The organism is Pseudomonas huaxiensis (assembly GCF_003231275.1).
Taxonomy (GTDB): Bacteria; Pseudomonadota; Gammaproteobacteria; order Pseudomonadales; family Pseudomonadaceae; genus Aquipseudomonas; species Aquipseudomonas huaxiensis.
The window spans coordinates 1-15,431 of the sequence record NZ_QKVL01000076.1 but is presented as its reverse complement, the minus strand read 5'-3'; the positions used below and the strand labels follow the sequence as shown (position 1 = coordinate 15,431).

General features: G+C 61.9%; 9 protein-coding genes. 7 read left to right on the top strand and 2 right to left on the bottom strand.

Annotated elements, in window-relative coordinates; translation table 11 throughout:
• A partial coding sequence (locus tag DM374_RS31600) for an immunoglobulin-like domain-containing protein (RefSeq protein WP_225422651.1) occupies window positions 1-4,911 on the top strand: 4,911 nt, incomplete at its 5' end.
• 152 nt (window positions 4,912-5,063) lie between these two features.
• The gene (locus tag DM374_RS31595) at window positions 5,064-5,405 is read left to right on the top strand and encodes a tryptophan synthase subunit beta (RefSeq protein ID WP_110973413.1); all 342 of its coding nucleotides are present in this window, start codon (window positions 5,064-5,066) and stop codon (window positions 5,403-5,405) included.
• A 31-nt stretch (window positions 5,406-5,436) separates the two neighbouring features.
• On the opposite strand, the gene lapD is transcribed toward DM374_RS31595, so the two are convergent.
• Together lapD and lapG are read right to left on the bottom strand one after the other, a co-directional pair.
• Window positions 5,437-7,368 carry a cyclic di-GMP receptor LapD gene (gene lapD, locus DM374_RS31590; RefSeq protein WP_110973412.1) on the bottom strand — a complete coding sequence of 644 codons (1,932 nt, stop codon included), beginning with the start codon at window positions 7,366-7,368 and terminating at the stop codon, window positions 5,437-5,439.
• A gap of 9 nt (window positions 7,369-7,377) precedes the next feature.
• Entirely contained in the window at window positions 7,378-8,139 is a 762-nt protein-coding gene (lapG, locus tag DM374_RS31585; protein WP_177431637.1) for a cysteine protease LapG, read from the bottom strand.
• A gap of 216 nt (window positions 8,140-8,355) precedes the next feature.
• On the opposite strand from lapG, the gene DM374_RS31580 reads away from it, so the two are divergent.
• The 5 genes from DM374_RS31580 to DM374_RS31560 all read left to right on the top strand — a co-directional run bounded on the left by DM374_RS31580 (window position 8,356) and on the right by DM374_RS31560 (window position 15,336).
• Window positions 8,356-9,048, top strand: coding sequence for a GntR family transcriptional regulator (locus DM374_RS31580; protein WP_110973411.1), 693 nt, complete (start codon window positions 8,356-8,358; stop codon window positions 9,046-9,048).
• A 642-nt stretch (window positions 9,049-9,690) separates the two neighbouring features.
• The gene (locus DM374_RS31575; RefSeq protein WP_110973410.1) at window positions 9,691-10,467 is read left to right on the top strand and encodes a DUF3050 domain-containing protein; all 777 of its coding nucleotides are present in this window, start codon (window positions 9,691-9,693) and stop codon (window positions 10,465-10,467) included.
• Complete coding sequence (locus tag DM374_RS31570; protein ID WP_110973409.1) at window positions 10,464-11,408, top strand: diiron oxygenase; 945 nt, start codon at window positions 10,464-10,466, stop codon at window positions 11,406-11,408. The genes DM374_RS31575 and DM374_RS31570 overlap by 4 nt, the downstream gene beginning before the upstream one ends.
• Window positions 11,405-14,842: an amino acid adenylation domain-containing protein gene (locus DM374_RS31565; protein ID WP_110973408.1), complete on the top strand. Its 3,438-nt coding sequence runs from the start codon at window positions 11,405-11,407 to the stop codon at window positions 14,840-14,842. Before DM374_RS31570 ends, DM374_RS31565 begins: the two co-directional genes overlap by 4 nt.
• Window positions 14,843-14,868: 26 nt before the next feature.
• Window positions 14,869-15,336: an SRPBCC family protein gene (locus DM374_RS31560; RefSeq protein WP_110973407.1), complete on the top strand. Its 468-nt coding sequence runs from the start codon at window positions 14,869-14,871 to the stop codon at window positions 15,334-15,336.
• The last annotated feature ends 95 nt before the right edge of the window (window positions 15,337-15,431 follow it).

Genomic DNA, 15,431 nt, shown 5'->3' with positions numbered 1-15,431 from the left:
GTGGTGACTTACACCGCCACCGTCACTGCTCCGGTAACCGGCTCGCCTCTGGTCATCAGCCTGGCCAACGGCCAGTCGATCACCATCGCGGTCAACGCCAGCAGCGGCTCGGTCGACTACGTCGCACCGAACAATATCTACGCCACCAACCCGGCGCTGACCAACAGCATCACCGGCGTCACCGGCGGTAACTACGAGAAGCTGGTGACCACCGGTACGCCGTCGACCACCGTCAATGACAACCCGAACAACCTCGATACCACCGGTGTCAGCCTCACCGCGACCGGCAGCGTGCAGGAAGGCGGCCAGATCACTTACACCGCGAAGCTGACCAACCCGGCCGGCACCGCGATGACCGTGACGCTGAGCAACGGCTCGACCATCTCCATCGCCAAGAACGCTACCGAAGGCAGCGTGACCATCGACGCGCCGAAAAACACCGTGTATGTGGACGGCGGCAACGTCAGCGCCACCATCACCGGCACCACTGGCGGTGATTTCGAGAAGTTGAATGTCAGCTCGGCGCCTGCGGTCACCTCGGTCACCGACACCATCGACACCTCGACCGTGACCCTGACGGCAACTCCAAGCGTGGTAGAGGGCGGCGTCGTCACCTATACCGCGACCGTCAGTGCGCCGGTTACCGGCTCGAACCTGGTAGTGACCCTGGCCAACAACCAGACCATCACCATCCTGGTCGGTCAAAGCAGCGGCACGGTCAACTACACCGCGCCGAACAACGTCTACACCGCCAACCCGGCGCTGACCAACAGCATCACCAGCACCAGCGGTGGCAACTACGAGAAACTGGTCACCGCCGGTACGCCAAGCACCACGGTCACCGACGGTCCGATCGATACCACCACCGTCAGCCTGAGCGCCACCAACTCGGTAGCCGAAGGCGGCCAGATCACCTACACCGCAACGCTGACCAACCCGGCCGCGTCGCCAGTGACGGTGACCCTGTCCAACGGTTCGACCATCGTCATCGGCAAGGACCAGTTGTCCAACAGCATCACCGTGCCGGCGCCGGCGGATACGCCGTACATCGACGCCACTACCCTGAGCACCAAGATCACCGGCGCCAGCGGCGGCGGCTTCGAGAACCTGGCCTACAGCACCACGGCAGCGGTGACTCAGGTCACGGATACCAACACCCCGACCACCATCAGCATCACCGGTACTACCTCGGTGGCCGAGGGCGGCACCGCGACCTACACGCTCAACCTGAGCAACCCGTCGCAGGCAGCGGTCACCGTCAAGCTGAGTTACTCCGGTACCGCCACCAACGGCTCGGACTTCACCGGTGTAACCACCGTGACCATCCCGTCCGGCGCCAGCAAGGTCGACTTCACCATCCCGACCATCAAGGACAACATCACCGAAGGCACCGAGCAGTTCACCGTCAAGGTCGATTCGGCCACCGGCGGTAACTTCGAGAGCGTGGTGGTCAGTGGCACTGCGGGCAGCGTGACGACGCAGATCTTCGAACCGGCACCGATTCTGGATCTGGACGCCAACGACTCCAGCGGCAAGACCGGCGCGGATTACCAGGTCACCTTCACCGAAGGCCAGGCCGGCAGCGGCGTGTCCATCGGCGATATCGACCTGACCATTACCGATATCGACAGCACCAACATGACCGGTGCAACCGTCACCCTGACCAACCGCATGGCCGGTGATGCGCTGAACCTGGGCAACAGCGTCAACGGCATCAGCATCAACGCCAACAGCACCAACGACAAAGTGGTGCTGACGCTGTCCGGCAACGCCACCATCGCCAACTACATCCAGGCGCTGAAGAACATCACGTTCATCAACACCAGCGATGATCCGAGCAACACGCCGCGGATCATCACCGTGACGGTGACCGACGGGGTCAACACCTCCAACGTCGCTACCACCACGGTCAACGTGATTCCGGTGAACGACGCGCCAACCGCCGCAGGCGGCGAGCTGACAGGCACCGAAGACACCGACCTGGCCGTGACCTGGAGCAGCCTCGGCGTCACCGACCTGGACAACGTGCAGAGCGCCCTGGGCGTCACCATCACCCAGCTTCCGGCCAACGGCACCCTGCAATACAAAGACGGCACCACCTGGAAGACCCTGACCAGCGCCGATGCCGGCAAGGTCTTCAGCAAGGCGGACATCGACGCCGGCAACCTGAAGTTCGTGCCGAAAGCCAACGAATCCGGCATTACCGCCAACGGCGGCACCGGCGTGGGCAACCAGCAGGCCGACTACGCACAGATCAAGTACAAGCCGTTCGACGGCAAGGATCTGGGTAACGAAGCCACGCTGAAAATCGACATCACCCCGGTTGCCGACAAACCGACCCTGACCATCGGCAGCAACGCCGTGGCCTCGATCGGCCTGACCAAAGAAACCTGGACCGGCCTGTCCGGCCTGGGCACCAACGGCAACGGCGCCGACGCAGCCACCCTGAAATCGGTGATCGACGCTGCCGGCAAAGGCCAGACCAGTGCCATCGCCACCAACGTCGCGTCCACCGGAGATGTTGCGCCGGGCATCGCCTCGAAGACCTCCGGCCTGATGTACATGGAAGCCGGCTCGACCTACAAATTCAGCGGCGTCGGCGACGACAGCCTGGCGGTAGTGGTCGGCGGTAAAGACGTGGCCAGCACCACCTGGGGCGCCGGTGGCCAGCTCAACGGCACCTTCACGCCAACCAAGAGCGGTTACTACACCGTCGAGATCTACCACTACAACCAGGCAGGTCCGGGCAGCTACGACGTCAACCTGTCGGTCAACGGCGGGGCGACCATCGATGTGAGCCAGGTCGGCACCGCGCTGTACCCGACCGTCGCCGCACTGGCAGCGGCCGGCGTCACCGTCTCCGACCTGCACGGTTCCAGCGGCAAGGGCTACTACGACGGCTATAAACTCAACGAAGGCCGCGAGAACGGCACCGTCAAGCTGGTGGGCATCAGCTCGGCGCTGACCGACACCGACGGCTCCGAGACCCTGGCGGTCAAGCTCGCCGGTATCCCGAGCGGTTCGGTGATCAGCGACGGCGCCGGTCACAGCATCGCCGTCGGCGCAACCGCGGTGGACGTCACCGGCTGGAACCTGAGCACCCTGACCATCAAGCCGCCGGCCTACTACAGCGGCAGCTTCGATGTGACGGTCAACGCCACGTCCACCGAGACCATCAACGGCAGCACCGCCAACACGCCAGGCACCATCAAGGTCACCGTCTACGGCGACACTTACGCCGTGGCGACCAACGCCACCGCCGACAGTGACAACTGGAACGGCACCGATGGCAACGACATCATCGCCGCCGACATCAACGGCCTGCATGTGGTCGCCGGGCAGAACTACAACCTGGCGTTCATCGTCGACACCTCGGGCAGTATGAAAGACTCCGTGGACGCGGCGCAGAAAGCCCTGCAGTCGGTATTCACCACGCTGTCCAACAGCGTCCAGGGCGCCAGCTCCGGTACGGTCAACATCCTGCTGGTGGACTTCGCCACGCAGGTCAAGACCACCGTTTCGGTCAACCTGGCCGACAGCGGTTCCCTGCAGACCCTGAAAAACGCCTTGACCGCCATGACGGCCAACGGCGGTACCAACTACGAGGACGCCTTCAAGACCACGGCCAACTGGTTCCAGGCCCTGAAGGACTCCGGTGCCACCGGTACCAACCAGACGTTCTTCATTACCGACGGCCAGCCGACCTACTACCAGACCGGCGAACGTACCAACCCGACGCTGATCAGCTACAGCGGCAACAAGACCAACCTGACGATGGACACCTACCTCACGTCGATCAATTACAAGATCGGCCAGGTGGTCAACGTCAACCTGGACAGCAGCAACAAGCTGACCATCGACAGCAGCGGCAACCTGAACCTGTACAAGAACGGCAGCTGGTATTCGTCCCTCAGCGGTACCCTGCACGCTCAGGGCGACGGGACCTACGAACTGTCGAGCCTGGCCGGCCAAGGTAGCTACACCGACTCCGACACCACCTCGAACTCGAAGAGCGCCTACGCGGTACTCAAGGCGCTCTCGCCGACCATCGAGGCCATCGGTATCGGCAGCGGCGTGGACGTCAACGACCTGAAACCGTACGACTCCGACAACAGCCCGCAGACCAACATCGACCCGAGCAACCTGGCCAACGCCATCCTCGGCCACACCGAGGCGACGCTGCCAGGCAACGACACGGTCAATGCTGGCGACGGCAACGACATCGTGTTCGGCGACCTGATCATGTTCTCGCAGGTGTCGGGCAACGGCGTGGAAGCGCTGCAAAGCTACGTCGCGCTGAAGACCGGGCTGGATGCCAGTGCGGTGGACAGCAAGGCCATGCACCAGTACGTCACCGAGCACGTCAGCGAGTTCGATATCTCGCGTACCAGTGACGGCAACGACACGCTGTACGGCGGCGACGGCAACGACATTCTGTTCGGCCAGGGCGGCAACGATTACCTGGATGGCGGCAAGGGCAATGACATCCTGCTCGGCGGTACCGGCAACGACACCCTGCTGGGTGGCGAGGGCAACGACCTCCTGTTCGGCGGCCAGGGCAACGACACCATGACCGGCGGCAGCGGTGCCGACACCTTCGTCTGGAAGGCGGGTGATATCGGCAACGACATCATCAAGGACTTCAAGCCGGCCGAAGGTGACCGTCTGGACCTGAGCGACCTGCTCCAGGGCGAGAAGGCCAGCACCATCGACAACTACCTGAAGATCACCACGGTCAACGGCGAGTCGACGCTGCAGGTCAGCTCCGAAGGCAAGCTCAATGCCGCCGGCGGTATCGCCAACGCGGACGTGACGATCAAGCTCGAAGGGGTGAACTGGTCCTCTACCTCGATCAACTCGCTGGTAACCGGTGCCGACCCGACGATCAAGATCGACCACAACAACACGTAATCGCTTGGCGTGTGCCGGCCCTCGCGGGCCGGCACGACACTGCGGTTTTTGCCTGGCGGCCATAGGCGGCGCATACTCGTGCGCCGTTTATGGCCTAAGCTGCTGAGTGCTTTAAGAAGAAGATGATGGAACCACAATCACGAGGGATGACCATGTTCTACGTGCAACGCGACATGGCAGGCCAGTTGCTTCGGGTCGAAGCCGCCGCCTTTGCCGAAGCCACGGAAACACTGCCCGCCGATCACGCCGAAGTTCTGGAGTGGTTTGCCGACGATGTGGTCGAGAACAGCCTCAAGCAGCTCAAGCAGAGCGACCTGGACATGATCCGGGTGCTGGAAGACTTGATCGACGTGCTGACCACCAAAGGCGTGATCAGCATCACCGATCTGCCGCCCGGCGCTCAGGCAAAGTTGCTCAACCGCAACACCGCCCGTGCTGCCCTCGGCGGACTGAACAACCTGATTGACGAAGACGAGCACGGCGGCCTGATCTGAATCCCGCCGGCCCTGACAACAGGGCCGGGTTTCACGCCCAGGGTGCCGGTTCTCCCACCAGCCGGCCCTGCACGCCCTGGATCTCCATCTCCCGCAACACCTTCAACTCCCCTTCCGTCTCCACGCGCTCGGCGATCAGTGGCAGGTCGATGCTGTGGGCCGCGCGCTGCACGGCCTCGATGAAGATGCGCTTATGCTGTTCTTCATCGATGGCGCGGATGTAGCTGCCGTCGATCTTCAAATAGGCGAGGCCCAAGTGGGCCAGGTTGCCGATCATGCTGAAGCGCCCGCCGAAGTGCTGCAGGCTCAGGTTGAAGCCATGGGTGCGCAGGCGACGGGTCAATTGTTCCAGCACGGACTGTTCAGGCAATTGCTCTTCGGCAATTTCCAGGGTCAGCCGCGGACCAAGGACGGCGTGTTGAGCCAACAGGTCGAAGACTTTCTGCTGGCTGGCCGGATTGACGACGGTCGTCGCCGAGAGGTTGAGCGCCAGCGACTGGTTGTGGCCATGCATCTGCTTGAGGACTTTCTCCAGCATCATCAGGTCGAGCCGGGTCGCCCAGCCGAAACGCTCCAGCGCCGGCAGGAAGCGGCCGGCGGCAATGGCCTCGCCCGTGTCATCGATCAGCCGCGAAAGCACCTTGTAGTGCAGCACCCGGTCAAGCGCGTTGCTGTCCACCACGGGCTGGAAGAACAGCTCGAAACGGCCCTGGTTGAGTGCCTCATCCAGCAACGAGTGCCACTGGCGATGGATATCGCTGGCCTGCGTCGCCGAGCCCTGCTCCAGGCAAACCCACGACGGCTCCGGCTGGCTCTGGGCGCGCGCAAGGGCTTCGTCCGCCAATGCCAGCAGGGCCTTGGGCTCATCTCCCGGACTGAATGGTGCCAGACCGATGCACGCCGACGGGGTGACATCAGAAATGCCGCGCAAGCCGGACTCCAGCGCTTCGGCCAGCTTGATCGCATCGTCATGACTCATGCCCGGCGCCAGCACCGCGAACTCGCCACCGCGGCTGCGGGTGATCAGGTTATTGGTCTCCGGGAAGTTGGCGCACGCGCTCTTCAACTGCTGACCGACCGCTTGCAACAACTGATCGGTGCGATGGCCGCCAAGGCGCTGGTTCAGCCCGGCAAGGTCCTGCACCCGCAATAACAGCAGATAGCCGTCGCTGGTCTCATCAAGATTGCTGACCCGGGCGTTGAGCTGCATTTCGAAATAACGGCGGTTGGCCAGACCGGTGAGGCTGTCCTGATAAGACTCGACCCGCAACTTCTCGCTGCGCTCGGCCTGCTCCTTGTAGAGAGCCTTGAGCTTCTCGACCATCTGGTTCATGGCCTGGACCACCCGCCGCAACTCGGGGGTGCGCGGCAGGTCTGGCAGGCTGAGGAATTCCCGGCGAGCGATGGCGTGGGACTGCTCGACCATGTAGTCCAGCGGTTTGAGCTGACGCCGCAACAGCAGCGCACCGGCCACGGCACTCAGAGCGCCGCATAGCAGCAGCCAGCCGAGGCTGCCCAGCGCGCTCTGCCAAAGCTTGGACAACGCGAACATCGGATGGCTGACCACCTCGACCCGCGCCGCCTGCTGCCAGCCCCGCATGACCATCGCATCGCCGCCCGCCGCTTCCAGCCCGATCAGCTTGATGAACCATTGCGGCACGCCGCCCGGATCAGGATCGGCATGGCGCTCGACCAGCAGCGTATTGGAAGCGAGGTCCACCACGCGGATGCTGGCGTAGTAACCGCTGTCGAAGATCGAGCTGACCAGCAGCTCGACCATCGCCGGGTCATCCAGATTGGGCGTCAGCGACAGGGCCAGCGCAGTGGCGGCGTCCTGGGCGTGGGAGCGCAATTGGTTGACGTACTGGCTGCGCGAGCTTTCCAGACTCACCATGAAACTGCCGCTGAAAGCGACCACCAGAAACAGGCAGATGGCGAGCAACAATTGTTTGAACAGTGACATCTGAGCTCCTCAGTAGACCGGCTCGGCAGGGAATCCTTCTGCCTGCATCTTCTTTAACAGATCCTGCCAGCGCGACAGGCGCTTGGTATCGCCCACTTTCTTGTTGCCCGCAGCGCCCGTCAGCCACAAACCTTCACCGTTGAAGGCGTATACCGGCAACAGGTCGGTACGCTGGCTGGCCGGCTTGATCGCGTCGATCAGGCTGTCGAGTACCAGGGGCATGGCGTCAGGGCTTGAATAGTAGGTCAGGACCATGTGCGCGCGGTTTTGGCGCAGGGCCTTGACGTAGGTGATACGCAGCTTGTCCGCAGGGATGCCGAGACGGCGCAGGCTGAAATACTTGGCGATGGCGTAATCTTCACAATCCCCCGCGCCCTTGATCAGCGACTGGATTGGCGTTGCCCAGTAATCGACTTCGTGCCACAGGTCGATGTCCTCCTCGTAGCGCAGTTGCCGATTGAAGAACTGGTTGACCACCTCCAGACGTTCGGCATCGCCGAGCTGCTTTTTCGTCGCCAGCAATTGCTGCCAGGCGTCGATGCGCTGCTGGCCGGCGCCCAGCGGGCCATACAGGGCCTGGGCCTTGCGGCTGATCTGGGAAAAATCCCAGTCCGCACGCAATCCGCCCAGCAGCGCCAGGCCAAGCAACAGAGCCAGCCCCACCCGGCGCATGGTCAGATAAACAGCCCAACGTATCGCCAAGACGAACGGTCCGCGAAGTCCTTGGAAAGCGCCGATGGTGACGCCTGAGCAGGGAAAAGACAATGACACCGAGCAATCACCGTGATATCAGCCAAAACCCACCCGACGGAGGGTTGGAGACCCAGCCAGGCCGGTGCTTCCCTTAGATCGAGAGTTCATTCACGATAGCACCGCGATTCGCCACCAAGACCTCTCATCCATAGGCCGGAACGGTTCAAACCGAAGGTTTGACAAGGATCGCCTCCATTACTAGCTTGATTGGATCCAATATTGGGCAGAAGTAGCGTGGCCGGAAAAACCAAACTCCTCAACACCATCCTGGGCGACGAACAGGTTCCCCCGCACCTCGCGCGAAGCGTGATCGAGGAACGCCTGCGCGGCGCGATCCTGGACGGGCGCCTGGCACCCGGCATGGCATTGCGTCAGCAAGAGCTGGCGACCCTGTTTGGCGTCAGCCGGATGCCGGTGCGCGAAGCCCTGCGCCAACTCGAAGCGCAGGGGCTGCTCGAAGTCGTGGCCCACAAAGGTGCCGTGGTCGCTCCGCTGATCGGCGAAGATGCCGTCGAAACCTACGAACTGCGCGAGATGCTCGAAACCGAAGCGCTGCGTCAGTCCATCCCGTTGCTGAGCGCTGATGATATAGCCCTGGCTCGCGACTACATCCGTCAGCTTGAGAACGAAACCCGCCACTCCGAGATCGGCCGCCTGAACCGGCTGTTCCACATGACCCTGTACAGCAAGGCGCGGAGCAAGAAGCTGCTACGCCTGATCGACAACGAGCTGTGCCAGGAAGAACGCTTCCTGCGTTTCCACCTGTCCTCGATGGGACTGGGCAAGCTGACCCAGGACGACCACAACGGCCTGGTCGACGCCGCCAGCGACAACGCCATCGAAGACGCCGTGGCGATTCTCCACCGCCACCTGAGCAATGCCCTCAAAACCATCCGCAATTACCTCGACAAACAACCCAAGCCGTAACCCTCCCTGTCCGCCATGGGCCGCGCCAGCGGTCCTGATGCACCTCCCGTCTCGGCGGCACCTTCCCCTGCGCCACCCAATTCCATGACAGCCCGCGCGTTTGCTGCACACTCTAAGTCCAGCACGCAGCCCTGATCGGCCTTTGCACGGCCCGGTTGCCTGCTCCTCATTGACCTGCAGAAGGAGACTCATCCCCGGGCAGGAGCCGATAACGATCAGCTGCCCCTCACATTCGAATCTGCAACTTCCCACGTAAAAAAGTGCCCGGAGTGAGGCATTCACTCGCCGCATTTAAACTTTGGCCCTTTATAGCCGAGGCGGACACTTTCAACCCAATAAAACAAATAGAAGTTGTTTTAAAGGCCAACTAACAACTTTGAAAAACACTCTTTGAAATATATCCAACAGCCCCTCTTGCAGAACATTGAAAAGTTGCCTTAGCTTTCGATCACCGGAGAACGCCCGGATTGCCTGGCCAACGCCACGGCCCGCGCTGCACTCGGCAACTTGCATGCCATCAACTCGCTTTAACTGGCGATTCAGCCCAGGGGATTTCTATCACCTGAAATAACCTGACTGACAACTATCGAACCTACCCCGGACATCAACTTCCATTTCGCGAAGTTTAAAAAGGAACTTGCAATGAACAGGCTCGAACAACAGCTGCATGAAAAGAAAAACGAATTGGCGCGTCATCCAGTCTTCGCTGAAATCGACTCGCTGCCGGTCCTGCGCCGGTTCATGGAAACCCATGTGTTCGCCGTCTGGGATTTCATGTCCCTGACCAAGCGCCTGCAGCAGGAACTGACCTGCACCCGGCTGCCCTGGTTACCGCCCCAAGACCCCAAGGCCGCGCGGCTGATCAATGAGATCGTGCTGGGTGAAGAGTCGGATGATCGCCTGGAGCAGGGTCATTACAGCCACTTCGAGCTGTATCTGGACGCCATGCGCGAGGTCGGCGCGCGCACGCAGAGCATCGAACGCTTTGTCCTGCTGCAGCGCGACGGCCTGCACCACCGGGCCGCCCTGCACGAGGCCGGTGCCAGCGAGGCCGCCCGGCATTTTGTCGAACAGACGCTGGACACCGCGCTCAATGCGCCCGCCCATGTCGTTGCCGCAGCGTTCCTGCATGGCCGCGAAAGCGTCATACCAACCATGTTCCAGCGCATCCTCGATGACTGGGGCATCACCGGCAGCCACGCCCCGACGTTCCGCTATTACTTGCAACGGCACATCGAAGTCGACTCCGACGACCACGGTCCCGCCGCCGAGCAACTGCTGGCACGCCTGGTCAACGGCGACCCTCAGCGCGAACGCGAGGTCTACGCCGCCGCCATCGCTGCCGTGGAGAGTCGCTTGGCGTTCTGGGATCGCTTGCGGCTGTCGATGCACGCGGACGTCACCGAGGCCAGCCTATGAACAGCCTCGACTACCAATCCTTCGCCGAGAGCTGGGAGAGCCGCGCCACTATCCGCACCCGGCCGCGGCGCCAGGTTGAGAACGACGAGCGGCTGATCTATCCGCTCAGCCGCCAGCCGCTGGTGCTCAGCGACACCTTTCTTCGAGAATGTCCGCACCTGCGCGATTTCGCCCTGGTCCAGAGCCTCTACAAGTTCATCAACGATGTGGTGATCTTCGAAACCGAGATCGTCGATCGCACCGCCCGGGCCATCGCCAAGGACCGCTTCGCCGTGCGCTTCCCCTTCGCCTGCCGCTACGACGCCATGACCGTGGTGGTGGACGAGGACTACCACGCTCTGGTGGCCATGGACTTCATGCAGCAGACCGTGGAGCTGACCGGCATCAAGCCGATCGCCCTGCCCGCGGAAATCGAACTCAGCCGGGCTATTCCCGCCGCCCTCGCACTGGCCCCGGAGCACCTGCGCGACGCCGTGGAACTGATTTGCGTGGGCATCGCGGAAAACACCCTGACCAACGATGTTGCCGCGTTCGCCCGCGATGACAGCGTCAAACCCTCGATCAAGGGGCTGATGGCCGATCACCTGCTCGATGAAGGTCGCCATTCAACCTTCTGGGCTCGCCTGACACGCATCTACTGGAGCCAGGCACCCGAACAGGACCGAGAACATATCGCCCGGCTTCTACCGGTGTTCATCGGCCATTACCTGACCAACGACATCCAGAAGGCGTTCGACCATCAGTTGATCGCCGCGCTCGAGGTGCCGGATCACGTGGCCTGCGCGCTGCGCGCCGAGGTGACGGCGATGGCCTGGCCGATCAATCACCAGCACCCGCTACTGAGCAACATCCTGCGCTTTTTCAGAAGCAGCTCACTGCTCGACGCGCCTTGCGTGCAACAGGCCCTGGCCGAGTACCTGCCGTCAGGGAGTACGTCATGAGGCGCCTGGATATCCTGCTGGCCGGCAGGAGCCCGGCCCTTGCCCGGCTGCGTGCGGAACTGGAGCAGCACGGCCATTCGTTGCATCACGCCATCGATATAGCGCTGCTGCAGACATGCCCCTTTGTCCGTCCGCACCTGTTGATCGAGGACGGCAGCCTTGACGTGCCAGCACTCGGAAATTGCCCGTACCTGAGCCTGCGGGTGGCCAGCAGCGGTCTGGATGCCGATTCATTGCCCGAACTGGAATTGCTCTACTGGTCTGGCACCGCCAAGGCCCAGCGCCTGATCGACCGACAGCAGGTGGCGAAGGAACACTCGGGTAACGGCCAGCAACTGCGTCTGTCCGCTCTCGATAGCCTGCAGGAGCGTGTGGCGCTGCATGTCAGCTGTTTCTCGCGCAACCCGGAGTACTTTCGCGAAGCACCGGTCGTCGCGCCCATGCAGCAACCACAGGAGCAGGATCTTTGCTGGCTGGAGCAACTGGCCTATCTGCATGTCTTCAATCGTCGCGAAAATGCCTCGCTGCTGCGGGAAAGCCACACGCCGCTCATCGAACGCCTCGAACACAGCCTGCGGGTCCACGCCGGGCACCCAGCGTTGAACATCGATGGCCAGCGCATCACTTACGCGAACCTGCACGCGCAGGCGCTGGCGATTCAGCAGCAACTGCTGCCGCTGCTGGAGGCTTCGGCCTCGTCCGACACGGCGCTGATTGCGATCTGCCTGCCCAAATCCCTGGCCTTGTATGCGAGCCTTCTGGCGGTGCTCGGCTGTGCGGCCGTCTACCTGCCACTGGATCCCGATACACCGGCCGAGCGCGTGCGCTTCATTCTGACGAACGCCAACGCATCGGTCCTCATCCATGACGGAAGCTTCCCGGCGCTGGATCAGCCAATTCCCAGACTGAACCTGAGCCAACTTCCCCCGCCGGCATCACACCCCCTGTCCGGTCTTATGCAACGGCGACCCGATACAGCCGCGCCCTGTGTCGCCATCTACACCTCCGGCACCACCGGCCAGCCGAAAGGCGTGCTGCTGAGCCAATCCAACCTCAGTCACTTCCAGGCTTGGTACGGCGACCATGTGCATCTGAGCCCGCAGAGCCGTGTGTTGCAATTTTCCACGATCAATTTCGATGCCTCGTTGCTCGACATCCTCCCCACCTGGGTCTCCGGAGCCGAGCTGGTAGTGCCCGATGAAAACCAGCGGAGGGACCCCGCTCGCCTGGAAGAACTGCTCCGCCATCAGGAAATCAGCCACGCCTTTTTACCTCCCGCCTTACTCAGTCTGCTGAAGCTGGAGGACACCAGCCTGGAGCACCTGATCACCGGCGGCGATGTGTGCGAGCCGGAGGTAATCGAGCGCCTGGCCGGGCGGTGCCGCGTCCACAACATCTATGGCCCGACTGAAACCACGGTGCTAGCCACCACCCGGGTGTTCAGCGTCGGCGACAACAACCGTGATATCGGTCTGCCGATCGCCAACACCCGCGTGTTGCTGCTTGATGAGGTGCTTCAGCCCGTCCCGCAGGATGTCGTCGGCGAGCTGTACATCAGCGGCGCCGGCGTTGGCCTGGACTATCTGAACAATCCGCAATTGTCCGCGGAGCGCTTCATCAGCCTTGAACTGCCGGAAGGCGAGCATCTGCGCCTCTACCGCACGGGCGACCTCGCTCGATGGACCGTCAACGGCATCGAAATCTGCGGGCGCCGCGACAATCAGGTGAAGATCCGTGGGTTTCGGGTCGAACCGGAAGAGATCGAACACTGCCTGCGCGCCAGTCGGCTGTTTGCCCAGGTTGCCGTCGTGATCGATGAACAGCGCCGGGTGCTGGCGTTTCTCGCGCAGCCCCGACATCCCGAGGCTGTAGAAGCGCTACGAGCCCATGCCCGGCAGCACCTGCCCGACTACATGCGCCCCTTGCTCTATCAAGCACTCGCGCAAATGCCCTACACGCCTAACGGCAAGGTTGATCGCCGGGCACTCTTGGCAACGCGGGTTGAGCTTTCCGAGCAGCGACCACGACTAGCCGCAGCCAATCCGTTGGAAAAACAACTGTTGGAGCTGTGGAGCGAGCTGCTGGAACTGCCGCAGGAAGACATCTCCACCGACGACAGCTTTTTCAATCTGGGTGGGCATTCGATTCTGCTCTCACGGCTGCTTCTGGCACTGCGGGACCGCTTCGGCCGAGGCATCTCCATCAATCGCTTCATCGAATCCCCCACGTTGCAACGACTGGCTCAACTGGTCAGCGGAGAGGCGAGCACCAGAAGCGTGCTCAACCCACAGGTCCTGGCTGACGCCGAACGAGAGCTGGATCTGCAGGTGCTGCCAATCGATCGATTGGGTGATCCGCACAAGGTGATCGTCACTGGAGCCAACAGCTTTCTCGGTGTGCATATCGTCGAGGCGCTGCAGTCCTGGGGAGCGACGGAGGTGGCTTGTCTGGTCCGGCGTGGCGATGGTCTTTCAGCTGAAGAGCGCTTCGCCCAGGCGGTGATCGACAACCGTATCGACGGTCTGGATTGGCGCCGGATTCGCGTTCTGGAGGCGGACCTTCGGAAGCCCCGGCTCGGATTAAGCGAAGCGGACTACGAAGACCTGGATCGCCGTTACGGCGCACTTATTCACAACGCGGCACAGGTCAACCACGTGCTCGACTACCCCGCGCTGGCGGCAGACAACGTGGAGCCGCTTTTCGAATGCCTTCGCCTGTGTGAGGGGCGTAGCAAGAAGGTCTTCAACTTCATCTCCACCCTTTCAGCCTGTAGCACAAGGGATGAGCATGGCCGGGTACTGGAACAGCCACCGGCCACGACACCTCCGCTGTACATCCGCAATGGCTACAACCTGAGCAAGTGGGTGGGCGAGCGCCTAGTGGAACGGGCTCGCCAGGGTGGCGTGTGGGTCAACCTGTTCCGCCCCGGGAATATCAGCTTCAACAGCCACAGCGGCGTCTGTCAGCCACTGAAGAACCGTCTGATGCTGATGCTCAAGGGTTCTCTGCAATTGGGCCAGGTGCCGACGCTGGACCTCGAGTTCGACCTGATGCCCGTGGATTTCCTTGCCCGCTTTATCGGCTTTCACGCCAGTCGTTACAGCGCCGCCCACGCGGTGTTCAACCTGCATAACCCCGAGCCGCTGCGCTGGGAACGCTATGTCGCCGCGTTTCGTCAGTGCGGTCGGGAATTCGAGCTCGTCAGCGTCGAGCATTGGCAGCAGCAGTTGCAGCAGATCGACCGCAACAACGCCCTTTACGACGTGCTCGGTTTCTACCTGGACGGCTTCGAGGAAGACATCGGCGACATCTCGCACATTGCCCATGCCAACGCCCGTGATGGCGTGCAACGCATGGGCGAGCGCTATCCGGAGAAAAGCCCTGCCCTGCTGGCCCGAGGCTGCCGGTATCTCCAGGACATTCAGTTCATCTGATCCATCCCACCCAGAGGAGCAACACCATGCAAACACTGAAACCCGATACGCTGATTCGCAATCCACAAGGCTGCCAGGTCGTTTCGCAGGTCGATATTGCTGCGGATGCCGCGAGCATCTGGAACATCGTCGGTAATTTCGCCGGCTTCGCGGTATTCATTCCGGCGCTGAGTCATATCGAGATGACGGGCAATGGGGTGCGCTCGATCCGCAAGAAGTTCTTTAAGGACAACAACTTCGTTGTCGAACAACTCAACTCCCACGACGACCAGGCAATGACCATGACCTGGAGCCTGATCCATACCAGCCTCGATATCGGCAATCTTTGGGCAGCCATGGAGGTGAGGGATCTGGGCAACGGTCAAAGCCGCGCAATCTGGACGATTCAAGGCGAACCCAGCGAGGGAGGATCTGATGCGCTTCCCGCGTTTCAGGCGTTTCTGCAGGGGTTTGCGGATGACGCCATGAATAACGTCCGCAATCTGTTCAACTGAAAATTGAACCGCTAGAAAGACAAAACCCCTGTCTGCAATGCAGACAGGGGTTTTGGAATTGAATCTTGACGATGACCTACTCTCACATGGAGAAA